This is a genomic window from Mesorhizobium sp. M0678 (assembly GCF_040320505.1).
Taxonomy (GTDB): Bacteria; Pseudomonadota; Alphaproteobacteria; order Rhizobiales; family Rhizobiaceae; genus Mesorhizobium.
Window position 1 is genome coordinate 35,266 of sequence record NZ_JAMYPT010000011.1, and the last position, 21,489, is coordinate 56,754.

General features: G+C 63.1%; 27 protein-coding genes and 1 pseudogene. 12 read left to right on the forward strand and 16 right to left on the reverse strand.

What is annotated here, in order from left to right:
* Window positions 1-6 precede the first annotated feature (6 nt).
* The 3 genes from NKI29_RS20215 to NKI29_RS20225 form a co-directional block, all read right to left on the reverse strand.
* The gene (locus NKI29_RS20215; RefSeq protein WP_023674714.1) at window positions 7-240 is read right to left on the reverse strand and encodes a BolA/IbaG family iron-sulfur metabolism protein; all 234 of its coding nucleotides are present in this window, start codon (window positions 238-240) and stop codon (window positions 7-9) included.
* An 86-nt stretch (window positions 241-326) separates the two neighbouring features.
* Window positions 327-2,564, reverse strand: a complete 2,238-nt coding sequence (purL, locus tag NKI29_RS20220; RefSeq protein WP_352457795.1) for a phosphoribosylformylglycinamidine synthase subunit PurL — start codon at window positions 2,562-2,564, stop codon at window positions 327-329.
* 148 nt (window positions 2,565-2,712) lie between these two features.
* The gene (locus NKI29_RS20225; protein WP_352623644.1) at window positions 2,713-4,125 is read right to left on the reverse strand and encodes an aminotransferase-like domain-containing protein; all 1,413 of its coding nucleotides are present in this window, start codon (window positions 4,123-4,125) and stop codon (window positions 2,713-2,715) included.
* A 93-nt stretch (window positions 4,126-4,218) separates the two neighbouring features.
* Between NKI29_RS20225 and NKI29_RS20230 the strand changes: the two genes are divergently transcribed.
* From NKI29_RS20230 to NKI29_RS20240, 3 genes are all read left to right on the forward strand, one after another.
* Window positions 4,219-4,470, forward strand: coding sequence for a DUF1127 domain-containing protein (locus NKI29_RS20230; protein WP_352797067.1), 252 nt, complete (start codon window positions 4,219-4,221; stop codon window positions 4,468-4,470).
* A 163-nt stretch (window positions 4,471-4,633) separates the two neighbouring features.
* On the forward strand, window positions 4,634-4,936 hold the full coding sequence (locus NKI29_RS20235) for a type II toxin-antitoxin system prevent-host-death family antitoxin (RefSeq protein ID WP_352797070.1): 303 nt from the start codon (window positions 4,634-4,636) through the stop codon (window positions 4,934-4,936).
* A gap of 90 nt (window positions 4,937-5,026) precedes the next feature.
* The gene (locus NKI29_RS20240) at window positions 5,027-5,335 is read left to right on the forward strand and encodes a hypothetical protein (RefSeq protein ID WP_352797071.1); all 309 of its coding nucleotides are present in this window, start codon (window positions 5,027-5,029) and stop codon (window positions 5,333-5,335) included.
* A 22-nt stretch (window positions 5,336-5,357) separates the two neighbouring features.
* Here NKI29_RS20240 and NKI29_RS20245 read toward each other — a convergent pair whose 3' ends face one another.
* From NKI29_RS20245 to purC, 6 genes are read right to left on the reverse strand one after another with little or no spacing between them, the layout of a single operon-like run.
* Complete coding sequence (locus NKI29_RS20245; RefSeq protein ID WP_352797072.1) at window positions 5,358-6,005, reverse strand: Pr6Pr family membrane protein; 648 nt, start codon at window positions 6,003-6,005, stop codon at window positions 5,358-5,360.
* 4 nt (window positions 6,006-6,009) lie between these two features.
* Entirely contained in the window at window positions 6,010-6,420 is a 411-nt protein-coding gene (locus NKI29_RS20250; RefSeq protein WP_352797074.1) for a hypothetical protein, read from the reverse strand.
* Window positions 6,421-6,422: 2 nt separating this feature from the next.
* Window positions 6,423-7,088, reverse strand: coding sequence for a glutathione S-transferase family protein (locus NKI29_RS20255; RefSeq protein WP_352590693.1), 666 nt, complete (start codon window positions 7,086-7,088; stop codon window positions 6,423-6,425).
* 31 nt (window positions 7,089-7,119) lie between these two features.
* Window positions 7,120-7,788 (reverse strand): phosphoribosylformylglycinamidine synthase subunit PurQ, encoded by a 669-nt coding sequence (purQ, locus tag NKI29_RS20260; protein ID WP_023674723.1) that lies wholly within the window; start codon window positions 7,786-7,788, stop codon window positions 7,120-7,122.
* A 1-nt stretch (window position 7,789) separates the two neighbouring features.
* On the reverse strand, window positions 7,790-8,032 hold the full coding sequence (gene purS / locus NKI29_RS20265) for a phosphoribosylformylglycinamidine synthase subunit PurS (protein WP_023674724.1): 243 nt from the start codon (window positions 8,030-8,032) through the stop codon (window positions 7,790-7,792).
* 40 nt (window positions 8,033-8,072) lie between these two features.
* Window positions 8,073-8,867, reverse strand: a complete 795-nt coding sequence (purC, locus tag NKI29_RS20270) for a phosphoribosylaminoimidazolesuccinocarboxamide synthase (protein ID WP_023674725.1) — start codon at window positions 8,865-8,867, stop codon at window positions 8,073-8,075.
* Window positions 8,868-9,137: 270 nt separating this feature from the next.
* Between purC and NKI29_RS20275 the strand changes: the two genes are divergently transcribed.
* The gene (locus NKI29_RS20275) at window positions 9,138-9,458 is read left to right on the forward strand and encodes a DUF1476 domain-containing protein (RefSeq protein ID WP_023674726.1); all 321 of its coding nucleotides are present in this window, start codon (window positions 9,138-9,140) and stop codon (window positions 9,456-9,458) included.
* Window positions 9,459-9,576: 118 nt separating this feature from the next.
* The gene (locus tag NKI29_RS20280) at window positions 9,577-10,350 is read left to right on the forward strand and encodes an HpcH/HpaI aldolase family protein (protein ID WP_352576016.1); all 774 of its coding nucleotides are present in this window, start codon (window positions 9,577-9,579) and stop codon (window positions 10,348-10,350) included.
* Between the two features lie 98 nt (window positions 10,351-10,448).
* On the opposite strand, the gene NKI29_RS20285 is transcribed toward NKI29_RS20280, so the two are convergent.
* Window positions 10,449-10,997: an RBBP9/YdeN family alpha/beta hydrolase gene (locus NKI29_RS20285; protein ID WP_023674728.1), complete on the reverse strand. Its 549-nt coding sequence runs from the start codon at window positions 10,995-10,997 to the stop codon at window positions 10,449-10,451.
* Between the two features lie 271 nt (window positions 10,998-11,268).
* On the opposite strand from NKI29_RS20285, the gene NKI29_RS20290 reads away from it, so the two are divergent.
* Window positions 11,269-12,081, forward strand: coding sequence for a VOC family protein (locus NKI29_RS20290; RefSeq protein WP_352797076.1), 813 nt, complete (start codon window positions 11,269-11,271; stop codon window positions 12,079-12,081).
* Window position 12,082: 1 nt separating this feature from the next.
* Here NKI29_RS20290 and NKI29_RS20295 read toward each other — a convergent pair whose 3' ends face one another.
* Genes NKI29_RS20295 through NKI29_RS20310 form a run of 4 tightly spaced genes read right to left on the reverse strand, consistent with a single transcriptional unit; the run spans window position 12,083 to window position 15,259 of the window.
* A complete protein-coding gene (locus NKI29_RS20295) occupies window positions 12,083-12,655 on the reverse strand; it encodes an RBBP9/YdeN family alpha/beta hydrolase (RefSeq protein WP_023674730.1) in 573 nt (190 codons plus the stop codon).
* Window positions 12,655-13,962, reverse strand: coding sequence for an adenylosuccinate lyase (gene purB / locus NKI29_RS20300; protein ID WP_352570853.1), 1,308 nt, complete (start codon window positions 13,960-13,962; stop codon window positions 12,655-12,657). The genes NKI29_RS20295 and purB overlap by 1 nt, the downstream gene beginning before the upstream one ends.
* Window positions 13,963-14,021: 59 nt before the next feature.
* On the reverse strand, window positions 14,022-14,522 hold the full coding sequence (locus NKI29_RS20305; protein WP_352797078.1) for a hypothetical protein: 501 nt from the start codon (window positions 14,520-14,522) through the stop codon (window positions 14,022-14,024).
* Window positions 14,523-14,533: 11 nt separating this feature from the next.
* A complete protein-coding gene (locus NKI29_RS20310) occupies window positions 14,534-15,259 on the reverse strand; it encodes a DUF2259 domain-containing protein (RefSeq protein ID WP_352797080.1) in 726 nt (241 codons plus the stop codon).
* A gap of 247 nt (window positions 15,260-15,506) precedes the next feature.
* On the opposite strand from NKI29_RS20310, the gene NKI29_RS20315 reads away from it, so the two are divergent.
* The gene (locus NKI29_RS20315) at window positions 15,507-15,761 is read left to right on the forward strand and encodes a DUF2171 domain-containing protein (RefSeq protein ID WP_023674734.1); all 255 of its coding nucleotides are present in this window, start codon (window positions 15,507-15,509) and stop codon (window positions 15,759-15,761) included.
* A 47-nt stretch (window positions 15,762-15,808) separates the two neighbouring features.
* Here the strand turns inward: NKI29_RS20315 and NKI29_RS20320 are convergent, their stop codons facing one another.
* Together NKI29_RS20320 and NKI29_RS20325 are read right to left on the reverse strand one after the other, a co-directional pair.
* Window positions 15,809-16,828, reverse strand: coding sequence for a P1 family peptidase (locus NKI29_RS20320; RefSeq protein WP_352797146.1), 1,020 nt, complete (start codon window positions 16,826-16,828; stop codon window positions 15,809-15,811).
* A 14-nt stretch (window positions 16,829-16,842) separates the two neighbouring features.
* On the reverse strand, window positions 16,843-17,916 hold the full coding sequence (locus tag NKI29_RS20325) for a branched-chain amino acid ABC transporter substrate-binding protein (protein ID WP_352570855.1): 1,074 nt from the start codon (window positions 17,914-17,916) through the stop codon (window positions 16,843-16,845).
* A gap of 179 nt (window positions 17,917-18,095) precedes the next feature.
* On the opposite strand from NKI29_RS20325, the gene NKI29_RS20330 reads away from it, so the two are divergent.
* The 5 genes and pseudogenes from NKI29_RS20330 (at window position 18,096) to NKI29_RS20350 (ending at window position 21,474) form a co-directional block, all read left to right on the forward strand.
* Complete coding sequence (locus NKI29_RS20330; protein ID WP_023674737.1) at window positions 18,096-18,590, forward strand: flavin reductase; 495 nt, start codon at window positions 18,096-18,098, stop codon at window positions 18,588-18,590.
* 33 nt (window positions 18,591-18,623) lie between these two features.
* Window positions 18,624-18,732 (forward strand): annotated as a pseudogene (locus NKI29_RS33455) (AAA family ATPase); the annotation flags it as partial.
* A gap of 85 nt (window positions 18,733-18,817) precedes the next feature.
* The gene (locus NKI29_RS20340) at window positions 18,818-19,156 is read left to right on the forward strand and encodes an XdhC family protein (protein WP_352570856.1); all 339 of its coding nucleotides are present in this window, start codon (window positions 18,818-18,820) and stop codon (window positions 19,154-19,156) included.
* A gap of 6 nt (window positions 19,157-19,162) precedes the next feature.
* Complete coding sequence (locus tag NKI29_RS20345; protein WP_352570857.1) at window positions 19,163-19,867, forward strand: XdhC family protein; 705 nt, start codon at window positions 19,163-19,165, stop codon at window positions 19,865-19,867.
* Entirely contained in the window at window positions 19,864-21,474 is a 1,611-nt protein-coding gene (locus NKI29_RS20350; RefSeq protein ID WP_352570858.1) for an NTP transferase domain-containing protein, read from the forward strand. The genes NKI29_RS20345 and NKI29_RS20350 overlap by 4 nt, the downstream gene beginning before the upstream one ends.
* The last annotated feature ends 15 nt before the right edge of the window (window positions 21,475-21,489 follow it).

Genomic DNA, 21,489 nt, shown 5'->3' on the forward strand with positions numbered 1-21,489 from the left:
GAGAGCTCAGTCCGGCACGCTGGTCTGCAGGGCAAGCGCGTGCAGTACGCCGCCCATGTTGCCCTTCAGCGCGTCATAGACCATCTGGTGCTGCTGGACGCGGCTTTTGCCGCGAAAGCTTTCGGCCACAACCTCAGCCGCATAATGGTCGCCGTCGCCGGCCAGGTCGCGAATCGTCACCTTGGCGTCCGGAATGCCTTCCTTGATCAGCCGTTCGATGTCGTGGGCGTCCATTGCCATGTGAGGATTCCTTGTTCAGGTCGTGATCTCATAGATATGGTCGAAATGGCGGATGAACCACAGGGAAAGGGGCCCACTCGATCACATCACGGGTCCACGACCTCATTTGCCATGAAGCGAGGGAACCAGGATTCGTGGGCGGCGGTCAATTCGCTGACCGGTATCGCACGCGCCTCGCCCAGCTTCAGTTCGCTGCCGCCGGTCGAGCCGATCCACGGCGCAAAAACGCCGAGCTTGTTTTGCTGTTCGCGAATGGCGTCCCATTGCTCGCTCTGCGGGTCGATCGACAGCGTCAGCAGATAACGGCCCTGGTCCTCGCCGAACCAGATCGGGATCGGATCTGCACCGATCAGGCCGGGAATGGTCGCGCCGATGCCGGAGGCCATCGCCATCTCGGCCAGCGCCACCGCGATGCCGCCATCGGAAACGTCATGCGCCGCGGTAACAACACCGGAGGCGATCAGTGCCCGCACATGGTCGCCGACCCGCTTCTCGTGGCCGAGATCGACCGGCGGCGGCGGGCCGTCGGCGCGGCCAAAGATGTCGCGCATATAGACCGACTGGCCAAGATGCGAGCCCCATATCGTCGGCGCGCCGACCAGCACGATCATCTGGTCTTCGGCGGCAAAGCCGATGCGCACCATTTTCGACCAGTCGGCAATCAGACCGACGCCGCCGATGGTTGGTGTCGGCAGGATGCCCTGTCCGTTGGTCTCATTATAGAGGGAGACGTTGCCGGAGACGATCGGAAAGCCAAGCGCCCGGCAGGCATCGCCGATGCCTTTCACAGCACCAACCAGCTGGCCCATGATCTCGGGCCGTTCCGGATTGCCGAAATTGAGATTGTCGGTGGCCGCGAGCGGCAGAGCGCCGGTGGCGGTAAGATTGCGCCAGCATTCGGCAACCGCCTGCTTGCCGCCCTCGTAAGGGTCGGCCTCGCAATAGCGCGGCGTCACGTCGGAGGAGAAGGCGAGCGCCTTGGTCGGATGACCGTCGACGCGCACGACACCGGCGTCGCCGCCGGGAAGCTGCAGGGAATTGCCCTGGATCAGCGTGTCGTACTGCTCCCACACCCAGCGGCGCGAGGAAAGGTCCGGTCCGCCCAGCAGCTTGAGGAGTGCGTCGGCCACATCGGTTCGCGGTGCATCGCCAGCCAATGGCGCCGGTTTCTTCGGCTCGACCCAGGGACGGTCATATTCCGGCGCCTGGTCGCCGAGATCCTTGATCGGCAGGTTGGCGACCTCGTCGCCCTGGTGCAGCACGCGGAAGCGCAGATCGTCGGTGGTCTTGCCGACGATGGCAAAGTCGAGGCCCCATTTGTGGAAGATCGCCTCGGCCTGTTTTTCCTTTTCGGGGCGCAGCACCATCAGCATGCGCTCCTGGCTCTCCGACAGCATCATCTCATAGGCGCTCATGCGCTCTTCGCGCACCGGCACCTTGTCGAGGTCGAGCTCGATGCCGAGGTCGCCCTTGGCGCCCATCTCGACCGCCGAGCAGGTGAGGCCAGCGGCACCCATGTCCTGGATGGCGATAACGGCGCCGGACGCCATCAGTTCGAGGCAGGCTTCGAGCAGGCATTTTTCGGTGAAGGGATCGCCAACCTGGACCGTGGGCCGCTTCTCGTCGATCTTGTCGTCGAACTCTGCCGAGGCCATGGTGGCGCCGCCGACGCCGTCGCGCCCGGTCTTGGCGCCGAGATAGACGACCGGCAGGCCGACGCCCTTGGCCTCGGACAGAAAGATTGCGTCCGTCTTCGCGAGGCCCGCGGCAAACGCATTGACCAGGATATTGCCGTTGTAGCGGGCGTCGAAATTGACCTCGCCGCCGACCGTCGGCACGCCGAAGGAATTGCCGTAGCCGCCGACGCCGGAAACGACGCCGGCAACCAGATGCCTGGTTTTGGGGTGGTCCGGCGCGCCGAAGCGCAGCGCGTTCATCGCCGCGATCGGTCGCGCGCCCATGGTGAAGACATCGCGCAGGATGCCGCCGACGCCGGTCGCGGCACCTTGATAGGGCTCGATGTAGGAGGGGTGGTTGTGGCTCTCCATCTTGAAGACGACGCAGTCGCCGTCGCCGATATCGACCACGCCGGCATTCTCGCCCGGGCCCTGGATGACTTGCGGCCCGGTGGTCGGCAGCGTGCGCAGCCACTTCTTCGAGGATTTGTAGGAACAATGCTCGTTCCACATCGCCGAAAAAATACCAAGTTCGGTAAAGCTCGGTTCGCGCCCGACCAGGTCGAGGATGCGCTGGTACTCGTCGGGCTTCAGCCCGTGCGCGGCAATGAGTTCAGGAGTGATCGGCACGGAATTGGAAATGGTCATGATCGGCAATTGTGTCCTTGGGATCGAGTCCCGTCTTATCGCAAGCGTTGCAGCCGATACACCCCGTTGGATGACTAAAACGATGGAAAGCAACAGCTGACCGCAAGTAGCGAAAGATCGCCACTCGACCCGCCGGTTTCAAGCCGGTTCAAGAAAAGCTGTCGTAGCCGGCGCGGCCTTCGTCCAGAAGCCGCCGGATTACCGCGACCCCGTGCGCGATATCGTCCCGCTGTCGCGGTTGCGAGATGCCAAACCGCACGCCGTGAAAGGCCTGTTCGGAACGCCCTGCCTTGAACTCGTCCTCGTCGTCGATGAGCACGCCATGTTCGAGGCAGGCCTGCTTGAAAGTGCCGGAAAGCCATGGGTCCGGCAAAGTGAGCCAGACGAACGGCACGTTATCCAGCGCCTTGAAATCGAAGCCGTCGAGTGTCTCGCGCACGATCGCGATGCGCGCACCGATCTCGGCAATGCTGCGCTTGCGCACCTCAGCGGCCTGACCGGACAGCACCAGCCGGCTGCCCACCTCCGCCAGCAGAAAGGGCAGGCCGCCCGTCATCATCTTGTGGGCAACCCGGATGCGGTGACGATAGGCCGGCGGGCAAGCGAGCCAGCCGCCGCGAACACCCGCCGCAACCGATTTCGACAGGCCGCCGGCAACGATGGTCCGTTCGGGAGCATATTCGGCCATTAAAGGCGTTGGGTCATCGGTCAGTCCGCCATAGAGATCGTCCTCGATCAGGACGACGTTATATTGACGGGCGACATGCGCGATTGCCTCGCGGCGCGATGCCGACAGCGTTGTCAGCGTCGGGTTCTTGGCCGTCGGCATCAAAAACATCATCTTCGGGTGCTTTTGTGCGCAGACGCGCTCGAAATCCTGGGGATCGATGCCCTCGTCGTCAGTCGCCACCAGTGCGGTCCGGCGACCGATCAGGCCGGCACTGCGCGAGATCTGCGAATAGGTGAGGTGCTCGAAGACGACATAGTCGCCGGGGGCGGTGAGCCCCGCAATGGTTGCCATCACTGCGGCGTGGGTGCCGAGCGTGGGAACGATTGCATCCGCCGCCGGGCGATAGGAATTTCGCGACAGCCAGCGCCTGCCCGCTTCGAACCAGCGGTCCGGGAAATCACGAGTATAGCTTGAAATCTCATGCGGATGGTCTTGCGCCGTGCGTGTCAACACGTCGGCGACGATGGCACCCTGGCCGACGTCCGGTGCGGCCGTGCTATCGAAGCGCAGCTTGTTGCCGGGCGCATCCATATAGCGCGTGCCTTGTTCGACCGGCACCAGGAAATCCGGCTTTGCGCTCTCCGACTGTTGAGCGATGACATAGGTTCCGCGGCCGACCTCGCCGCTGACCAATCCCCGCTCGCGCAGCAATTGATAGGCCCTGCCGACCGTGCCGACGGTCGTGCCGATGTCGTATGCCAGATCGCGCTGCGGCGGCAGCTTTGCCCCTGCACCGATCAAGCCGCGGTCGATGTCCGTCTCGATGGAATCGGCAAGCCGCTGATAGAGCGGTCCAGTGCCGGCGGTAAGGTCTGGAAGCCAAGTTGTCATGGTGACAATTTTCTACATTGCACCGAAATGAGAGTCAATACATATGAAACGGGCAATACAAAAGGGCACAATTGCAATCTTGGCAGAAAGAAAATGGGTACAATAGAGACAATCCGCTACGCCGCAGTTGAATTGCAGGTGCAGGTGGCGCGCCCGCCGGGCAGGCCAACCTATGTCAGTCGGCTGGTGCGTACGCTCAGATCCTTCGCGAGGTGGATTGACGGGTTAATGGATCGCCGGCGCAGCCGGCTGGTCCTGCTCGAGATGACCGACGACCAGCTCAAGGACATCGGTATCTCGCGTTGCGATGCCCATCGTGAGGGGCTGAGGCCGTTTTGGGACTGAGAGCAGCCGGATGCTCCGTCTCGAACGTCGCGTGGCATATCGGGGGGTAGACGAGAGCGTCATATCGACATCGGAACCAACGCGATTTTCTACATCACTGAGATACCATCCTCCTTCGTGCCCTCACAGCATTCGCTCGCGACGTCTCCAGTGAATAGGGGTATTGCTGAAAACAGCTAATTCCCTTATTTTCGGGATGACGAAGGAGATGACCATGGCAAGTTTCACCCTCACAGATCTCGGCAACAAATCCGGCGAGGTTGTTGAGGCCGCGTTCCGCGGCCCTGTTGACATCACCAAGCGCGGCAAGCGCAAGTTCGTTCTCCTGACGGCAGAGCAGTTCGACCGCATCACCAGTCGCAGCGCGCAACGGGCACACCGCGTCGAGGATCTGTCGGCCGAGGAACGCGACAGGCTTCTAACCGGCCTCGACGCAGTCGCGCGAGATGATGTCCGGGATGACTGAACCCGGCCACGGACAGGTCATTCTCTATTCCTATTTGTGGGCAAGAGAATATGACCGGGGCGAGGAAAGCGGACGCAAGGCGCGGCCGACTTGCGTTATGCTGATCGTTGCCGGCAAGAATGGCCGCAAGCAGGCCCACTCTTTCCAATCACGAGCCAGCCGCCACGACCTGGCGCGCACTATGTTGAGATTCCTGAGACCGAGGCCCGCCGCGCCACCCTCTTTACCCCAGCCTGGGTTATCGTCAACGAATTCAACACCGATGATCTCGCGACGAGCTGGGCGCTCGAAGATGCCAAGCCGCTCGGCCAATTCACGCGCAAGTTCATGTCACGGATCGCTGGCGAAGCTGCTGCGGCGATCCGTGCAAGCGCCGCGCGAACCGTGCCAAGACGCTAAAGGCTGCCGCGGCGGGAGAGCATCATCGCGGATGAACGCCCGCCGCCCTGATCCGCGTGACACCGTGGTCCACAAGCACCGCCACAATGCACAGCATCAGAAAGAGCCCGGTGATGGCCAGAGCCGAGACGGCGACGCTGGTCGCGCCGTTCTTGGCGAGATCGAGGAACGGGTAGGGCACTTCACCGGCAATCGGCGCCCGCAGCAGCGCGTAGGCCAGATAGGCGATCGGATAGATCATCCACCAGGAGATGTCGCGCCACCGCGTCGAGCCGTCGGCGCCTGCCACAAGCCACCACAGCACGAACAACACCGGCGTCACATAGTGCAGGAGCACATCGCAGAGCAGGAACAGCCCTTGCGGCTGCCAAAGCTGCGCCAGGACCGTTGCATAAACGATGAGGACCAGCGTTATGGCGACGGCTACGCCCGCCCGCATCCGTGGCGCGGCAAAGGCCGGAAACCAGGCATAACCCGTCGACGACAGCAACGAGGCATGGACGAGCACTGCGCCGATGTTGGTCAGGATGGTGAAGAAACTGAAATAGAAGACCAGCGAGCCGGCAAAGCCGCGGCCGGCTTCCATTGATGCCGGGACGGTGATGCAGATCTGCAGGACGAGCCCGGCCAGGCCGACGACCAGACCGGTGATCTGCAGCACGCGACCCATTGGGCTAGGCAGCAGCGCCGCAGGCCGGATTGCCCGCCTGCCAGCGGGCAATGTCCGAGCCGATGCGCGCGCCGAGCGGTTCCGCCATCAATGGGCCGAACACGTCGACGCGGCTCGAATTGCCTTGCGCTTGCACGACCAGCAACGGCTTTCCACCATAATGTTTGGCCGGCACCAGCAGGAAGCGCGGCGTGCCGCTGAACGAATTCAGCTCGTTGGCCATCTGATAGGATTTGAAGGCAGGGTCCTTGCTGGCGATCCAGCATTTGTGGGCAGCGATTGCCACCTGTTCCATGGCAAGCAGTGACGCGCTCTTGCCCGCCGGCGCCGGCGTGCTCCTCGGGCCTGACTGGCATGAGGCGAGTACAAGCCCGGCGGCAGTAGCGACGGCGAGGCGCGTGGTCGTCGGTCTCATGTTCAAGCGGCGCCCATCTCGAGTTCGGACAGAAAGATCTTCAGACCGTCTGTCATCTCACCCCAGACGCGCGACAGCGCCGGATGCTGCAAGGCGATTTGCTCGTAGGCATCGAATTTCGGATAGGCGTCAAGCAAATCGGGGCGGCCGATCGTTGTCCTGAAATTGTTGAAGACGAAGCGGGTCGGCGTCAACCACGCATCGGCAAAGGAGATGTCGTCGCCGAGCGCGAACGGGCCATGCGCCATGCGGGCCTCGATTGCCGCAAGCCCGTGATGCAATCGGGCGAACTGTGCCTTGATCTCCGCCTCGTTGCGCTGCGGCACGAAATGGAGCTCGAACAGCTTCATCGTCGGGGCGAGCACGTCGAGGTCGGTGATGCGGGCGAACATGCGCACCAGCGCCCGGTCCTTCGAGTCCCTCGGCAGCAGCGCCGGCTCGGGAAAGCGCTCCTCCAGATATTCGGCGATGACCACCGATTCGACGATCGTTTCGCCGGAGCCGGTGATCAGCACCGGAATCCGGTTCAACGGCGAGATGGCACGAAACGCCTCCGGGATGGGAAACCCCGGCGGCGGTGCAATGAGCTTGAGCGGCACGTTCTTGATGTAGGCCAACGCCCGCACGATCGACGAATAGGGCGACAACGGCCGCGAATAGAGTTTCATGACCGTGGCTCCAGGAGGAAAATTGAAGGCATCAAGCAGCGATGCCCAGCGCGCTTTCGAACAGCGCCCGGCCGTCGCTGCCGCCATGCGCCGCTTCGATCAGGTTCTCGGGATGCGGCATCAGGCCGAGCACGTTGCCGCGGCCGTTGACGATGCCGGCAATGTCGTTGATCGAGCCGTTGGGATTGGTGCCTTCGGCATAGCGGAACACCACCTGGCCTTCGCCTTCGAGGCGGGCCAGCGTTTCGGCATCGGCAAAATAATTGCCGTCATGGTGCGCCACCGGCGCCCGGATGATCTGGCCCGGCTGGTAGCGGCGGGTGAACATCGTGTTGGCATTGGCGATCTGCAGCTTCACCTGACGGCAGACGAATTTCAGCGAGGTATTGCGCATCAATGCGCCCGGCAGCAAGCCGGCCTCGACCAGGATTTGGAAGCCGTTGCAGACGCCGATGACCGTGACGCCCTTGGCCGCCTTTTCGGCCACAGCCCGCATTACTGGCATGCGCGCGGCAATGGCGCCGCAGCGCAGATAATCGCCGAACGAAAAGCCGCCGGGAATGGCGATCAGGTCGACATCGGGAATTTCGGTGTCGGTCTGCCAGACGGTGACCGGCGGCGTGCCGGAAATCTTGGTCAGCGCCGCGATCATGTCGCGGTCGCGATTGAGGCCTGGGAGCAGGACGACGGCTGATTTCACCTCAGGCGATCTCCACCGCGTAATTCTCAATCACTGTATTCGCCAGAAGCTTGTCGCACATGGCTTTCAGATCGGCCTCGGCCTTGGCGCTGTCGCTCTCGGCCAATTCGACGTCGAAAACCTTGCCTTGCCGCACCTGGCCGACGCCGCCGAAACCCATTCCGGACAGCGCGTGCTCGATTGCCTTGCCTTGTGGGTCTAGCACGCCGTTCTTGAGGGTTACGGTAATGCGGGCCTTGATCACGCTGGACATGCTCCTGTTCACCTGTTGAGCGGGCAAGCCGTCAGTGCGGCTTACCTTTGACACCGTCGGTCGATGCGACGAGCACCGGCCCGGCCGGACGCGGTGGCTCGTTCTCGTTCATGATGCCGAGACGGCGGGCAACTTCCTGATAAGCCTCGACCAGCCCGCCCATGTCGCGGCGGAAGCGGTCCTTGTCGAGCTTGTCCTGCGTCGCCACGTCCCACAGCCGGCAGGAATCCGGCGAGATCTCATCGGCAACGACGATGCGCATCATATCGCCTTCGAACAGGCGGCCGCATTCGATTTTGAAATCGACCAGCTGGATGCCGACGCCCATGAACAGGCCGGAAAGGAAGTCGTTGACGCGAATGGCCAGCGCCATGACATCGTCGATCTCCTGTGGGCTCGCCCAGCCGAAGGCGGTGATGTGCTCTTCCGATACCATCGGATCGTCGAGCGCATCGGCCTTGTAATAGAATTCGATGATCGAGCGCGGCAGCACGGTGCCTTCCTCGATGCCCAGGCGCTTGGCCAGCGAGCCGGCGGCGACGTTGCGCACCACCACTTCGAGCGGGATGATCTCGACTTCCTTGATCAACTGCTCGCGCATGTTGAGCCGGCGGATGAAGTGGGTCGGAATGCCCATCCGGTTGAGATGATTGAAGATGTGCTCGGAAATGCGGTTGTTGAGCACGCCTTTGCCATCGACGATTTCATGCTTCTTCTTGTTGAAAGCGGTAGCGTCGTCCTTGAAGAACTGGATCAGCGTGCCAGGCTCCGGTCCCTCATAAAGGATCTTGGCCTTGCCTTCATAAATGCGGCGGCGATTTTTCATCTGATTTTTCTCTGGATTTGCGGGCAGGCGGCAAGCGACCAGTTCCTGTCCGTCTGCCTAAAATAAGATGGCGACGGTGGGGTTCAATGCCGGTGTCTATCCCAATCGCACTGTTTGCTCAATCGGCAAATCCTTTCAATCAACCGCTTTCGGGCACCGAAATGCCGCAGCGCAGCAAGCAATGTAGCATATTGACCGGCCGGCGCCCTTTTGGTTTGTGCTCCGGCAACACATATTGGCACAACGAATCGGATTTCACGGAGGGATGCCATGAGCAGCATGAAAGACCGCGAAGAGGGCTTTGAGCGCAAATTCGCATTCGACGAGGAACTTCGGTTCAAGGCTGCGGCACGCCGCAACAGAGCGCTCGGCCTGTGGGCTGCCGAAAAGCTCGGCAAGTCCGGCGCTGATGCCGACGCTTATGCCAGGGAAGTGGTCGTCAGCGACATCGAGGAAGCCGGCGATCACGACGTTTTCCGCAAGATACGCAAGGATTTCGATGCCGCCGGCATCGACCAGTCGGACCATCAGATCCGCCGCACCATGGATGAATTGATGGCGCAGGCGATCGAGCAGATCAAGAACACCTGATCCCCATCGATACTCTTCGAATGCTGGACCAATCGACCGCCCGGCCTCACCGGGCGGTTTTTCTTTGCCTTTGCGGTCATTTCCGGCTGAATTGCTGCAAGCAAAGAGGAAATCGCCAATGTCCCTGAAGTCACGCCTTGCGGCCGACGAGACGCTGTTCACCGCATGGTCCGGCGTGCCGGATGCCTTGACGGTCGAGATACTGGCCAGGCAAGGGTTCGACGCGGTTACGCTCGATATGCAGCATGGTGGCCATCACGAGGATAGCGTGCTGCGCGGGCTTGTGCCGGTGCTGGCCGCCAACAAGCCGGCTTTGGTACGCATCCCGGTCGGCCGCTTCGACATGGCCAGCCGTGCGCTTGACTTCGGCGCCGAGGCGGTGATCGCCCCGATGGTGAATTCGGTGGCGGATGCAAAGCTGTTTGCTGCCGCAATGAAATACCCGCCACTCGGCGAGCGCTCCTGGGGCCCGACCTATGCTTTTCCGCGCCATGGCAAGGGCGACTATGCCGACTGGCTGCGCGACAGCAACCAGCGCACCATGGCGTTCGCCATGGTCGAAACGCGGGCCGCGCTTGATGCACTCGACGGCATCCTCGACACGCCGGGCATCGACGGTATCTTCCTTGGCCCGTCGGATTTCTCGATCGCCTGGTCGAAGGGCACCACCGTCAGTTCGACGCTGGAGAGCATGATGGGGACCGTCGCCTCGATCGCCGAGCGCACCCGCAAAGCCGGCAAGCATGCGGCGATCTATGTGATGGAACCGGCCATCGCCGGTCGCGTGGTGTCGATGGGTTACCGGCTGCTGGCGATGGGTTCCGAGCATTCGCTGATTTCGCTTGGGGCAAAGACCCTGCTGAACAGCGTCAGGGATTCGATCGCTTCCTAGAGCAATTCCAGGAAAAGTGTGAAACGGTTTTCCGTCCGGAATTGCGTCAAAACAAAGAGATAGAGCGGTTCGCCGTTTCCGTGAAACGGTGAACCGCTCTAAAGATCCGTCAGGAATTTCGCGAACGTCATCGAGCCTTCAGGCCAGGGGCCGAAGCCGGAATCCGCGTTGAGATGACCGGCATCGCCGGCGTCGATGAATAGCGAGCCCCACGCCCCGGCAATGTCCTCGGCGACGCCGAAGGCGCAGAACGGGTCGTTGCGGCTGGCGATCACCACCGACGGAAACGGCAGCGGGTCACGCGGATAGGGGCCGAAGGTCATCAGGTGCCTCGGCTTTATCTCTGGATTGGCGACATCGGGCGGCGCCACGAAGAAAGCGCCGGCGACCGGCCTCTCGAACCGAGGCAATGCTTGAATGACCGCCGCGACGCCAAGCGAATGGGCGACGATGACGACCGGCCGCTCGGCCTCGTTAACCGCCTTGGCGACACCGGCCGTCCAATCCTCGCGCACCGGCTTCGACCATTCCGCCTGTTCGACGCGGCGCGCTGTCGATAGTTTCGACTGCCAGCGGCTCTGCCAATGATCGGGGCCGGAATTGGTGTAGCCCGGCACGATGAGAATATCTGCTTCCCTGACTTTCATGGCGCGCATGTAGCGAGAGGCGCTGTCGGGTGCAACCGGGTATGAACTCAACAGCGACACGCAAACGGCCGCTCACGAGCCCGGTTCTGCTCGCGATTGTGAACACCCTGTTCGCTTCTTGCGCTCTTGTGTGAACGATCGCGATCAACGATCTGTCGCCAGGAAAGAATGGCTGTTCCGAGATTTTGGCACGGACATGGCGTAGAATGATTGATGGCGCCGGATTGCTCTGTTGGAAGCTTGTCGAGCGCCGCCTGAACGGAGCACTTTGATGAGCGAACTGCCTTTTGCCGCGACGACCCCGGTCAGCGTTGCCCGCGTCGGCTTGAGGGCGCGCGATGCAGACAATCTCGCTGCCTACTATCGCAAAGTCGTCGGTTTGCAGGAACTGAGCCGCGCCGGCGGCACGATTACGCTCGGCGCAGTCAATCGCCCTTTGCTCGACATCGAAGCGGATCTGGCCGCGAAACCCGATGACCCGCGCAGCGCCGGTCTTTTCCACACCGCCTTCCTGCTACCCAGCCGGGCCGATCTCGGCCGCTGGATCAATCACGCCATCGCCGGCAAGATCGGCATCGAGGGCGCATCCGATCATCTGGTCAGCGAGGCTCTTTACCTAACCGATCCGGAAGGCAACGGCATCGAGATCTATGCCGACCGCCGTCCGCAGGACTGGAAATGGAACGGTGACAAGATAGCGATGGCGACGGAGCGGCTGAACATTCCGTCGGTCGTTGCCGAGGTGCCGGCCGGCGACACCGGCTGGCAGGGCGCGCCGGAAAACAGCATTATCGGCCACGTCCATTTGCGGGTCGGCAGGCCGGAAGAAGCCGAAGCATGGTGGCATCAGGAGTTCGGTTTCGACACAGTGGCAAAGTACGGTGGCGCGGCGGTGTTCCTGTCGTCCGGCGGCTATCATCACCACATTGGCGCAAATGCGTGGCAGAGCGCGGGCGCCGGTCGCCGCGATCCCGCCCGCTCCGGCTTGGCCTGGGTCGAGATGCGCTCGGACAATGCCGCAAGCGAGACCACCCGCGAGGATCCGTGGGGCACGGTGATAAGGACGGTTCCCTGTAAGGCGTAGGTTAGAGGTTTGCTTTTTCGAACAAGCGGCCAAGCATGAGCAGGCCCGCTGGCCATACGCCGAGGCCGGCCTCGTTCCCCATATGGCCAAGATCGCCGGCATCGGCGATATCCGCGCCCCAGGCGGCGGCAAAAGCGGTCGCCTTGTCGAAGGTGACGCGTGGGTCGCTGCGGCTCGCCACCACCAATGTCGGGAAGGGCAGGCGCTTCAGCGGCATCGGCGCGAACGGGCGCACCGCGTCGAATGAGGGATCGGCATCCTCGACATTGGTCGCGGCAACCAGGAATGCCGCCGCGACCTTGTCGAGTTGGCCTTGACTGGCGCCGGCAGCCCACTTCACCGCCGTCGCCACCGCCAGCGAATGCGCAAGCAGCACGACGCGCCGCGGTGCGGCGGCCACCGCGGCATCCAACTGGCCGATCCAGTCTTCAGGCTTAGGCCGGTCCCACTCGGCCTGCAGCACGCGGGTCGAATTGGGGAACACCCGGCACCAATGCGACATCCAATGATCCGGCCCGGAATTGCCGCGCCCGGGCAGGGCAAGGAAATCGAAATCTCCGGCCGACGAAATCATCAGGCTTCTCCGAACACTCGGCTAAAGATCGTATCGACGTGCTTGGTATGATAGCCCAAGTCGAATTTCTCGCGGATCTCGGCCTCGGGCAAGGCTGCGACAACGTCCTTGTCGGCCAGAAGTTCCTCAAGAAAATCAGCGCCTTGCTCCCACACCTTCATGGCGTTGCGCTGCACCAGCCGGTAGGCGTCCTCGCGCGAAACGCCGGCTTGCGTCAGCGCCAGCAGCACGCGCTGCGAATGCACGAGGCCGCGGAATTTGTTCATGTTCTTCAGCATGTTGTCGGGGTAGACGAGCAGTTTGTCGACGACGCTGGTCAGGCGTGAGAGCGCGAAATCGAGCGTCACCGTCGCGTCGGGCCCGATCATGCGCTCGACCGAGGAATGCGAGATGTCGCGCTCGTGCCAGAGCGCCACATTCTCCATTGCCGGCAATGCGAAGGAGCGCACCATGCGGGCAAGGCCGGTGAGGTTCTCGGTCAGCACCGGGTTGCGCTTGTGCGGCATCGCCGACGAACCCTTCTGGCCAGGTGAAAAGTACTCTTCTGCTTCGAGTACCTCGGTGCGCTGCAGATGGCGCACCTCGATCGCCAGCCGCTCGATCGACGAGGCGATCACACCGAGCGTGGCGAAGAACATCGCGTGGCGGTCGCGCGGGATCACCTGCGACGACACCGGCTCCGGCTTCAGTCCGAGTTTCTTGGCCACGTATTCTTCGACATAAGGGTCGATATTGGCGAAGGTGCCGACCGCACCGGAGATGGCGCAGGTGGCGATGTCCTCGCGTGCATGCACCAGCCTCTCGCGGCAACGCGAGAATTCGGCATAGGCCTGCGCCAGCTTGACGCCGAAGGTGGTCGGCTCGGCATGGATGCCGTGGCTGCGGCCGATGGTGATGGTGTCCTTGTGCTCGAAGGCGCGGCGCTTGAGCGCCGCAAGCAGCCCGTCAATGTCGGCCAGCAGGATGTCGCTGGCGCGGGTGAGCTGCACGGCAAAACAGGTGTCGAGAACGTCGGAGGATGTCATGCCCTGGTGGATGAAGCGGGCATCCGGCCCGACGAATTCGGCGAGATGGGTGAGAAAGGCGATGACGTCATGCTTGGTGACCCGCTCGATCTCGTCGATGGCTTCGACATCGAATTTTGCCGCCCCGCCTTTCTCCCAGATGGTCTTGGCGGCCTCCTTCGGGATGACGCCGAGCTCGGCCAATGCGTCGCAGGCGTAGGCCTCGATCTCGAACCAGATGCGGAACCGGGTTTCGGGCGACCAGATGGCCACCATTTCCGGCCGGGAGTAGCGAGGGATCATCAGTCGGTCCTGACTTGCGAGAGCATTTGCCCGCGTCCTAACAGAGGCAGGCGAAATGCTCAACGTTGCTGGCGCGCAAACCAGACGCTGGCGACAGCGAGCGCAACGAAACCGAGCGGAAAATACAGCCGGATGCCGAGGACGACGAACTGATAGAGTGCCGTCAACATCGTGAACACGAACTGGAAAACCCAGGTGATGGTGAGCGCGGGTGCATGCCATTGGACGTAGTAGGAGCGGTATTGCAGCCCAAAGAGGCCGCCGGTGAAGGTAATTGTCGCGGCGAGAAGGCAGACGAAGGCGGCGGCGACGGCGATTTCCCAGTGGCGTCCGAGCGAGACGAGCCGCGCCATAAACAGCCCAACCGGGAAGGCCAGCGCGCCGCCGGCAGCATAAAGCAGCGAGACGAAGCGGATCTTTACCGGGGTCTCCCAATCGTACAACAGCAGATTGAGCAGCGCGCTGGCGCCCATCGCCATGGCCCACAACAAGGCACCGGCAAATGCCGTGCGCAGCGGCGGCAAGGAGCGGCGGAGACGATGCAGGGCGCGATAGCGCATGGCGGGGAACGTCACAGGCGACCGGTTACCGCGATCCAGCGATAGTCCGGCCCTTCGAAGCCGTATTGGCGCACCGCGATCAGCACGGCATAGGTGCTGACGCTATCCAGCGAAAATGTCTGAACCGCGCCGATCTGGTAGCCATTCGGACAGCCTCTGCTTTGCGGGATCGATTTGTCCTCGTGAATGATCCTCGTCTGGCCGCCATCCTTCGCCTCGATGCGCAGCAGGCGAAAGCCATTGATCTCGCCCTGGCTCTGGCAGCGTTCGGTGTCGTTCATGCCGATCTGGTCGAGCCGGAACTCGAGCGGATCGTCGACCGGCGAGAAGATCGGGCGCGGATTGACCACCATGCGGAAGGGATCGGCAGAAAGCTCGGTCACCGGGTTGAAGCCGGCGGTGATGCCGCGATTTGCCGTGAGTTCCGCCTGACTGACGATCGCTTCGCCCCTTTGCCGGGCCTGCAGCCGCGCTGCGGCCACCGTGGCATTCTCGTCGTCGAGCCGGACACGTATCGGCGAGCCCTTCAGGAAACTGTCGTCGGCCGTGTCGATATAATAGCGGGTCGCATAGGGAAATCCCGATCCGTCCTGGACGCCGTATTCCTCGAAGGCAAAGACCCCGCCATCACTGCTGAAGCCGAGGATCTCAAGCTCAGCGACATCGCCTGCGTGGGCGGCGGCCAAAGTTGCAAGCGGGGCAAGCAGGCAGACTGCAAACAGGGCAAGATTTCGCATGGGACTTTCCATTCCGGCGGTCGACGCCGTTAAATTCCTATCACGATGCCGTCAAAAGATCGTGCTGACTGAAACACAAAGTCGATGCATCCAATCCGGCCGTCGTTTGTTATTGTCGGCAGCTTCACCGCATCGTGCCTCCCTAAAATCAGCACCTATTTTCGTATGGCACGGTGCATTGATTCAAAATGTTTAGAGTGTCCTTTGCGCGTTCAAAAGGACGCGCGGCGCTCTAAGGGAGACCCCCATGACAGATGCAGCCAAGATTCGCGAACGTATGGAAGTGATCGGCGCCGACGGCGTCCATGTCGGTACCGTCGACAAGGTTGACGGAGATCGCATAAAGCTGACCAAGCGCGACAGCGGCGAGGGCGCTCACAGGGGCCATCACCACTTCATTCCTCTCAGCCTTGTCGCCGAGGTCGAGGGCCAGAAGGTGCGGCTGTCGGCAAACTCGGATGTTGCGGTCACGTTCGAAGAAGAAAAATCCGAACCCACCTGATCATAAGTCCAGCCTGATTACGGCAAACCCGAATGAGCGTTGCGCGGTCAGCGCGACGACCAGACCGGGAACAGATCGCCCTCGGCCGGCGTCGCGGCAAAGACGCCGCGGCTGATGGCGCGCGCCATCGTGGCGCCGGCCGCGGCGTAGAGATCGACGGTATCGTTGGGTGCGAGCTCGATGCCGCTCTTGCCCGTTGCCAGCGCGAAGACCAGATCGCCGTCTGCGGGCGTGTGGGTCGGCCAAATGGCACGGACAAAGCCGTCATGCGCCGATATCGCCAGGCGTTTGGCGGCGGCCTTCGTGAGTACCGCATCGGTGGCGATCACGGCGATGGTCGTGTTGGCGCCGGTTTCCGCCTGCTCTGCCGCATGCTTGTCACGGAACTTCAGCAGGACCTTTCTGGCATCGTCAGGCATCGGGTAGGGATAGCCTAACCCGCCGAACTCGTCGCCGATCTCGAACGGCGCCGCCCAGAAATGGCGGGTCCCGGCGACCGTCACCGAGCCGGTCGGGTTGACGGCGGCGAGCGCGCCGATGGTGACGCCGCTGTCCAGCACCGTCGAGGCCGAGCCGAGCCCGCCCTTCAGGCCGGAGCTCAGCGCGCCGGCACCCGCGCCGGCGGTGCCGAGCGCAAAGTCGATCGCGGCGGCTTGCGCGGCTTCGTAGCCGAGGTCGCGGTAAGGCGGATACCGGCCCCAATCCTTGTCGCCGCCATTGCGCAGATCGAACAGGATCGCCGCCGGCACGATCGGCACGCGAAAGCCGCCAACCTCGACGCCGATGCCTCTTTCGCGCAACGCCGCCTGCACCCCCGACGCGGCGTCGAGGCCAAAGGCCGAACCGCCCGAAAGCACCACGGCATGGATGGCGTGGATCGAATTGTGCGGCTCGAGCAGGTCGGTTTCGCGGGTGCCCGGCGCACCGCCCAGGATTTGCACGCCGGCCACGGCCGGCTCGTCGCAGATGACGGTGGTCACACCGGATTTCAGCTTGGCATTCGCCGCATTGCCGACACGCAGGCCGGCGACGTCCGTGATGAGATTGCGCGGACCCGTATGGAACATCCCTGTGCTGGACATCATTGGCTCTCCGCCGGCACGAAACGGCCGCCGTCGAAACGGTAGGCTCGATAAGGATTTTGCGTCAGGTCACCTTTTTCGTCAAAGCGGATCGGTCCGATCGCCGTGGTGAAGTCATGCGCGGTCAGCACGTTGGCTAGCCTCTCGCCGGAGCTTTGCGGCAATGCTGAAGCCGCCTTGGCGATCTCGACCGCGGCATAGGCGGGAAGCGTGTAACCTTCCGGCACGATGTTTTGTCCGGCAAAGCTCTGCAACACCTTGGGGTCGGCGACATCGGCCCATTCGGGCGGCGCGATCATCAGCGTGCCGACGGCATAAGGCACGTCGCCGAGCGGCGCGCGCAACGCTTCGCCGCCGGCAAACACCATGCCGGTATTTAGCTGGCCAGCATCCCGGCCCATAATGGCGACATCATCGCCGTCGCCGCCGGCAAAGACATGCGTTGCGCCGGCTTTCTTCAGCCGGCCGATCAGGCCGATCTGGTTGTCGAGCTGCGGCCGGAACGTGTCGACGAACACCGGCTTCAGAGCCGCTTGCTCGGCGGCTGCCCGAAACGTCTCGGCCATTTCGCGGCCATAGATCGTGCCGTCGTCGACTATGGCGAACAGCTCGGTCTGCCATAGGCGGGTGAGGATGGCAGCGACGGCATTGCGCTCGTCGTCGCCGCGCGGCCCGAGACGATAGATCGGCCATCCGGTCTTGGCGCGCCGGTCGGTCAGGCTTTCCGTGCGAACGCCGACGGTGATCACCGGTATGCCGGCATCCTTGAGGATCGGCAGAGCCGCCTCGATTGCGTCGGTGCACAAAAACCCGATGACGACGTTGACCTTGGCCGCGGTGAACTCCCGCGCGGCGGCGGCGCCACCGTCGGCCGTGCAGGCGTCATCGATCGTCTTGATTTCGGCATCGTTCGCTTCAGCCGCCATTGTCGCGCCGGCCTCGATCTGTTTGCCGAGGATCGCCGACGGCCCCGACAAAGGTGCCGCGACGCCGACCAGCAGCGTCTCGGCATTTGCACTGCAGGCGACCGAGAGCCAGGCCAGCACCGCTATCGTGGTTGTCCAAGGTCGCATGCGAGCGAAGAATTCCTCCACGCCGGTCGCGTGGTTGCCGGCGCCAATGCCGTCAAGACCTAAAGGCTGGCCAGCTTTGGCGCAACACGCGAATTCGGGATATAGGTCAAGCACTTCGCTTGTGGCCTGCAATATCCCCCCATATATAACGGTTGGTTCTGACTAGTGGAAAATCATCGGTGCTGAAGAAGAATGACATCGGGCCGCAGGCCTACCGCGACGCGATGGCCCATTTTGCTGGCCATGTGCATGTAGTCACCACCGATGGCCCTGCCGGCAGGCGCGGCGCGACGGTGATCGCGGCCTGCTCGGTGTCGGACACGCCGCCAACCATCCTGGTTTGCCTCAATCGTGAAAATCCCAAGAACGAGCCGTTCGTGGAAAACGGCAAATTTGCCCTGAACACGCTGGCTTCGGATCAGGAGCCGCTGTCGATCGCCTTTTCCGGCATTACCGGCCTGCCGGTCGAGGAGCGTTTCGCGTTGGCCGAATGGGATGTGATCTCGACCGGTGCGCCGACGCTGAAGGGCGCGCTCGCCGTCTTCGACTGCGAACTGATCGACTCCAAGGATCTGGCCACCCACCGTGTGCTTTTTGGCAAGGTTACAGGTTTGCGCATCGGCGATAATTTGCGGCCGCTGATCTATCACAACCGCGGCTACCACGCTTTGTAGAGGCTTTCAGATGGCCGCGCCCGCGAAGACAGAATGACCGAGTTGAAAACCGCGTCCGGCGCCGCGGATGATCGACGAGGCGCTCGATCTGTTGACCCGTGCGGACTATGTGGCGGACCGGTCGCTGGCAACCGTGCTGTTTTTCATGCGTTCGGTCGACCCGCGCCGGTGGATCGAGGCTGGCGTGAAGCGCGTCGCATAACCACATGTCTGCCAGGGAGAAAATCATGGAACACAGTATCTATCTCGATGAGGCCCGCGATCCGCTGATCATAGCGGAGGGCTGGATGAAGGACGGCAAGGATGTCGCCATTGCCACCGTGGTCGAGACCTGGGGCTCGGCGCCGCGCCCGGTCGGCAGCCACCTGGTGATCGACGCCGAAGGCAATTTCCACGGCTCCGTCTCGGGCGGCTGCGTCGAAGGCGCCGTGGTCACCGAGGCGGTCGATGTTATCGATAGCGGCACGGCCAAAATGCTCGAATTCGGCGTCGCAGACGAGACCGCCTGGCAAGTCGGCCTGTCATGCGGCGGCCGCATCAAGGTCTATGTAGAAAGATTGGGTTGATCTCGAATGGATCCCTATGCGCTGAAGACACTCAACGCCGAACGCCGCGCCCGCCGCGCGGCAATCCTGGTCACCGATCTCGGCGACGGCCGCGACCGTGTCGTGCGCGAGGGCGACCGGGTAGCCGGCGAACTCGGGGCGGCCATCGCCAAGGCATTTCGCACGGGCAATTCCGGTTCGGTCGAAGCTGAGGGACGGACCTTCTTCCTCAACGCACATCTGCCGCAGCCGCGCCTGGTAGTGATCGGCGCCGTCCACATCAGCCAAGCGCTGGCACCGATGGCCCGGATCGCCGGCTATCCCGTAGAGATCATCGACCCGCGAACGGCCTTTGCCACGTCCGACCGCTTTCCCGACATCGCGCTGCATGCCGAATGGCCAGAGGATGTGCTGAAGCGTCAGCCGCTCGATAGCTATACGGCGCTGGCTGCTCTCACCCACGATCCGAAGATCGACGATTTCGCGCTGAAGGCGGCGCTCGACGCCGGCTGCTTTTATGTCGGCGCGCTCGGCAGCCGCAAGACCCACGCCAAACGTGTGGAACGCCTGCTGGCTTCGGGAGCGACCGCCGACCAGATCGCCCGCATTCATGCCCCGATCGGCCTCGACATTGGGGCTGCCAGCCCGGCCGAGATCGCCGTCGCGGTGTTGGCGCAAGCGATCCACGCCTTTCGCTCCCGCGGCCTCGAATCCAAAGGCGCGGTCGCGTGAAATTTGGTCCCGTTGCGATCGATACGGCCGAAGGGGCAGTGCTTGCGCACGCCACCAAGGTCGGAGAGCGCCGCTTCCGCAAGGCGCACAGGCTAAGCGCCGGGGATGTGTCCCTGTTGAAGGCCGCCGGCATTTCCGAGGTCGTAGCGGCGGTGTTGGCGCCCGATGATCTCAGCGAGGACGTCGCTGCCGAAAAGATCGCCGCATCCATGATCCATCGCAACATCGAGGCGAAGCCCGCCGCGACAGGTAGGGTCAACCTCCACGCGCAGGCTGCCGGCATGTTCACCGTCGACGCGGCGATGATCAACGCCATCAACGCCGTCGATCCGACGATCACCATCGCCACGCTCGCGCAGCATGCGCCGGTCGAAAAAGGTCAGATGGTAGCAACGGTGAAGATCATCCCATTTGCGGTCGCCTCCGCTTTGGTCGATGCCCTGGCAAGGATCTGCGCCGGCGGCGAGATATTTGCGGTCAACGCCTATCAGCCGGTGCGCGTCGGCGTCATCCAGACGGTGCTGCCCGGCATCAAACCCAGCGTGCTCGACAAGACGCTGCGCGTCACCGAAGCGCGCCTGGCGCGTTCGGGCGGCAGGCTGACGGCGGAGCGTCGAACCCCGCATGAAATTATCCCCGTCGCCGACGCTGTGGCCTCGCTGATCCGCGACAACGATATGGTGGTTATCTTCGGCGCCTCGGCGATGGCCGATTTCGGCGACGTCGTTCCTGCTGCGATCGAAAGGGCGGGCGGCACTGTCATCCGCGCCGGTATGCCGGTCGATCCCGGCAATCTATTGGTGCTCGGCACACTCGGCGGCAAGCGCATCATCGGTGCGCCGGGCTGCGCCCGCAGTCCCAAGGAGAACGGCTTCGACTGGGTGCTCGACCGGCTGATCGCCGGTCTCGACGTGACCGCCAGGGATATTGCCGGCATGGGTGTCGGCGGGCTGTTGATGGAAATTCAGACGCGGCCGCAACCGCGCGAGCCGTTGCCGGCCAAAGCCGAACCAAAGATCGAGATCGTGCTTCTGGCCGCCGGCCGCTCCAGCCGCATGGGCGGGCCGAACAAGCTCTTGGCACTGTTCGATGGCAAGCCCCTGGTCCGCCGCACCGCCGAACGCGCGGTCGGTTCGAAAGCCGCGGCCACCATCGTCGTCACCGGCCACCAGAGCGAGCGCGTGCGCAGTGCACTGTCTGGCCTCGATGTGACCTTCGCCGACAATCCGGATTTCGCCGAGGGTCTGTCTTCGTCGCTGAAGGCCGGCATCGCCAAGATTTCCGGCGACGCCGCCGGCGCCATGATTGTCCTCGGCGATATGCCCGGCGTCGCCTCGGCCGACCTCGACAGGCTGATCGAGGCGTTCCGCAGGTCCGAAGGCCGATCAGTGGTGCGGGCCTCGCACGATGGGCGGCGCGGCAATCCGGTGCTGCTGCCGCGTTCGCTGTTTGCCGCGATCGCTCACCTCGAAGGCGATACCGGCGCCCGCCATCTGGTCGAGGCCGAAGGGCTCGACGTCATCGATGTCGAGATCGGCGAAGGGGCAGCCGTCGACGTCGACACGCGCGAGGCGCTGGAAGGCGCCGGCGGCGTGCTGCAGGATTGACAAACCGAAGCCGAA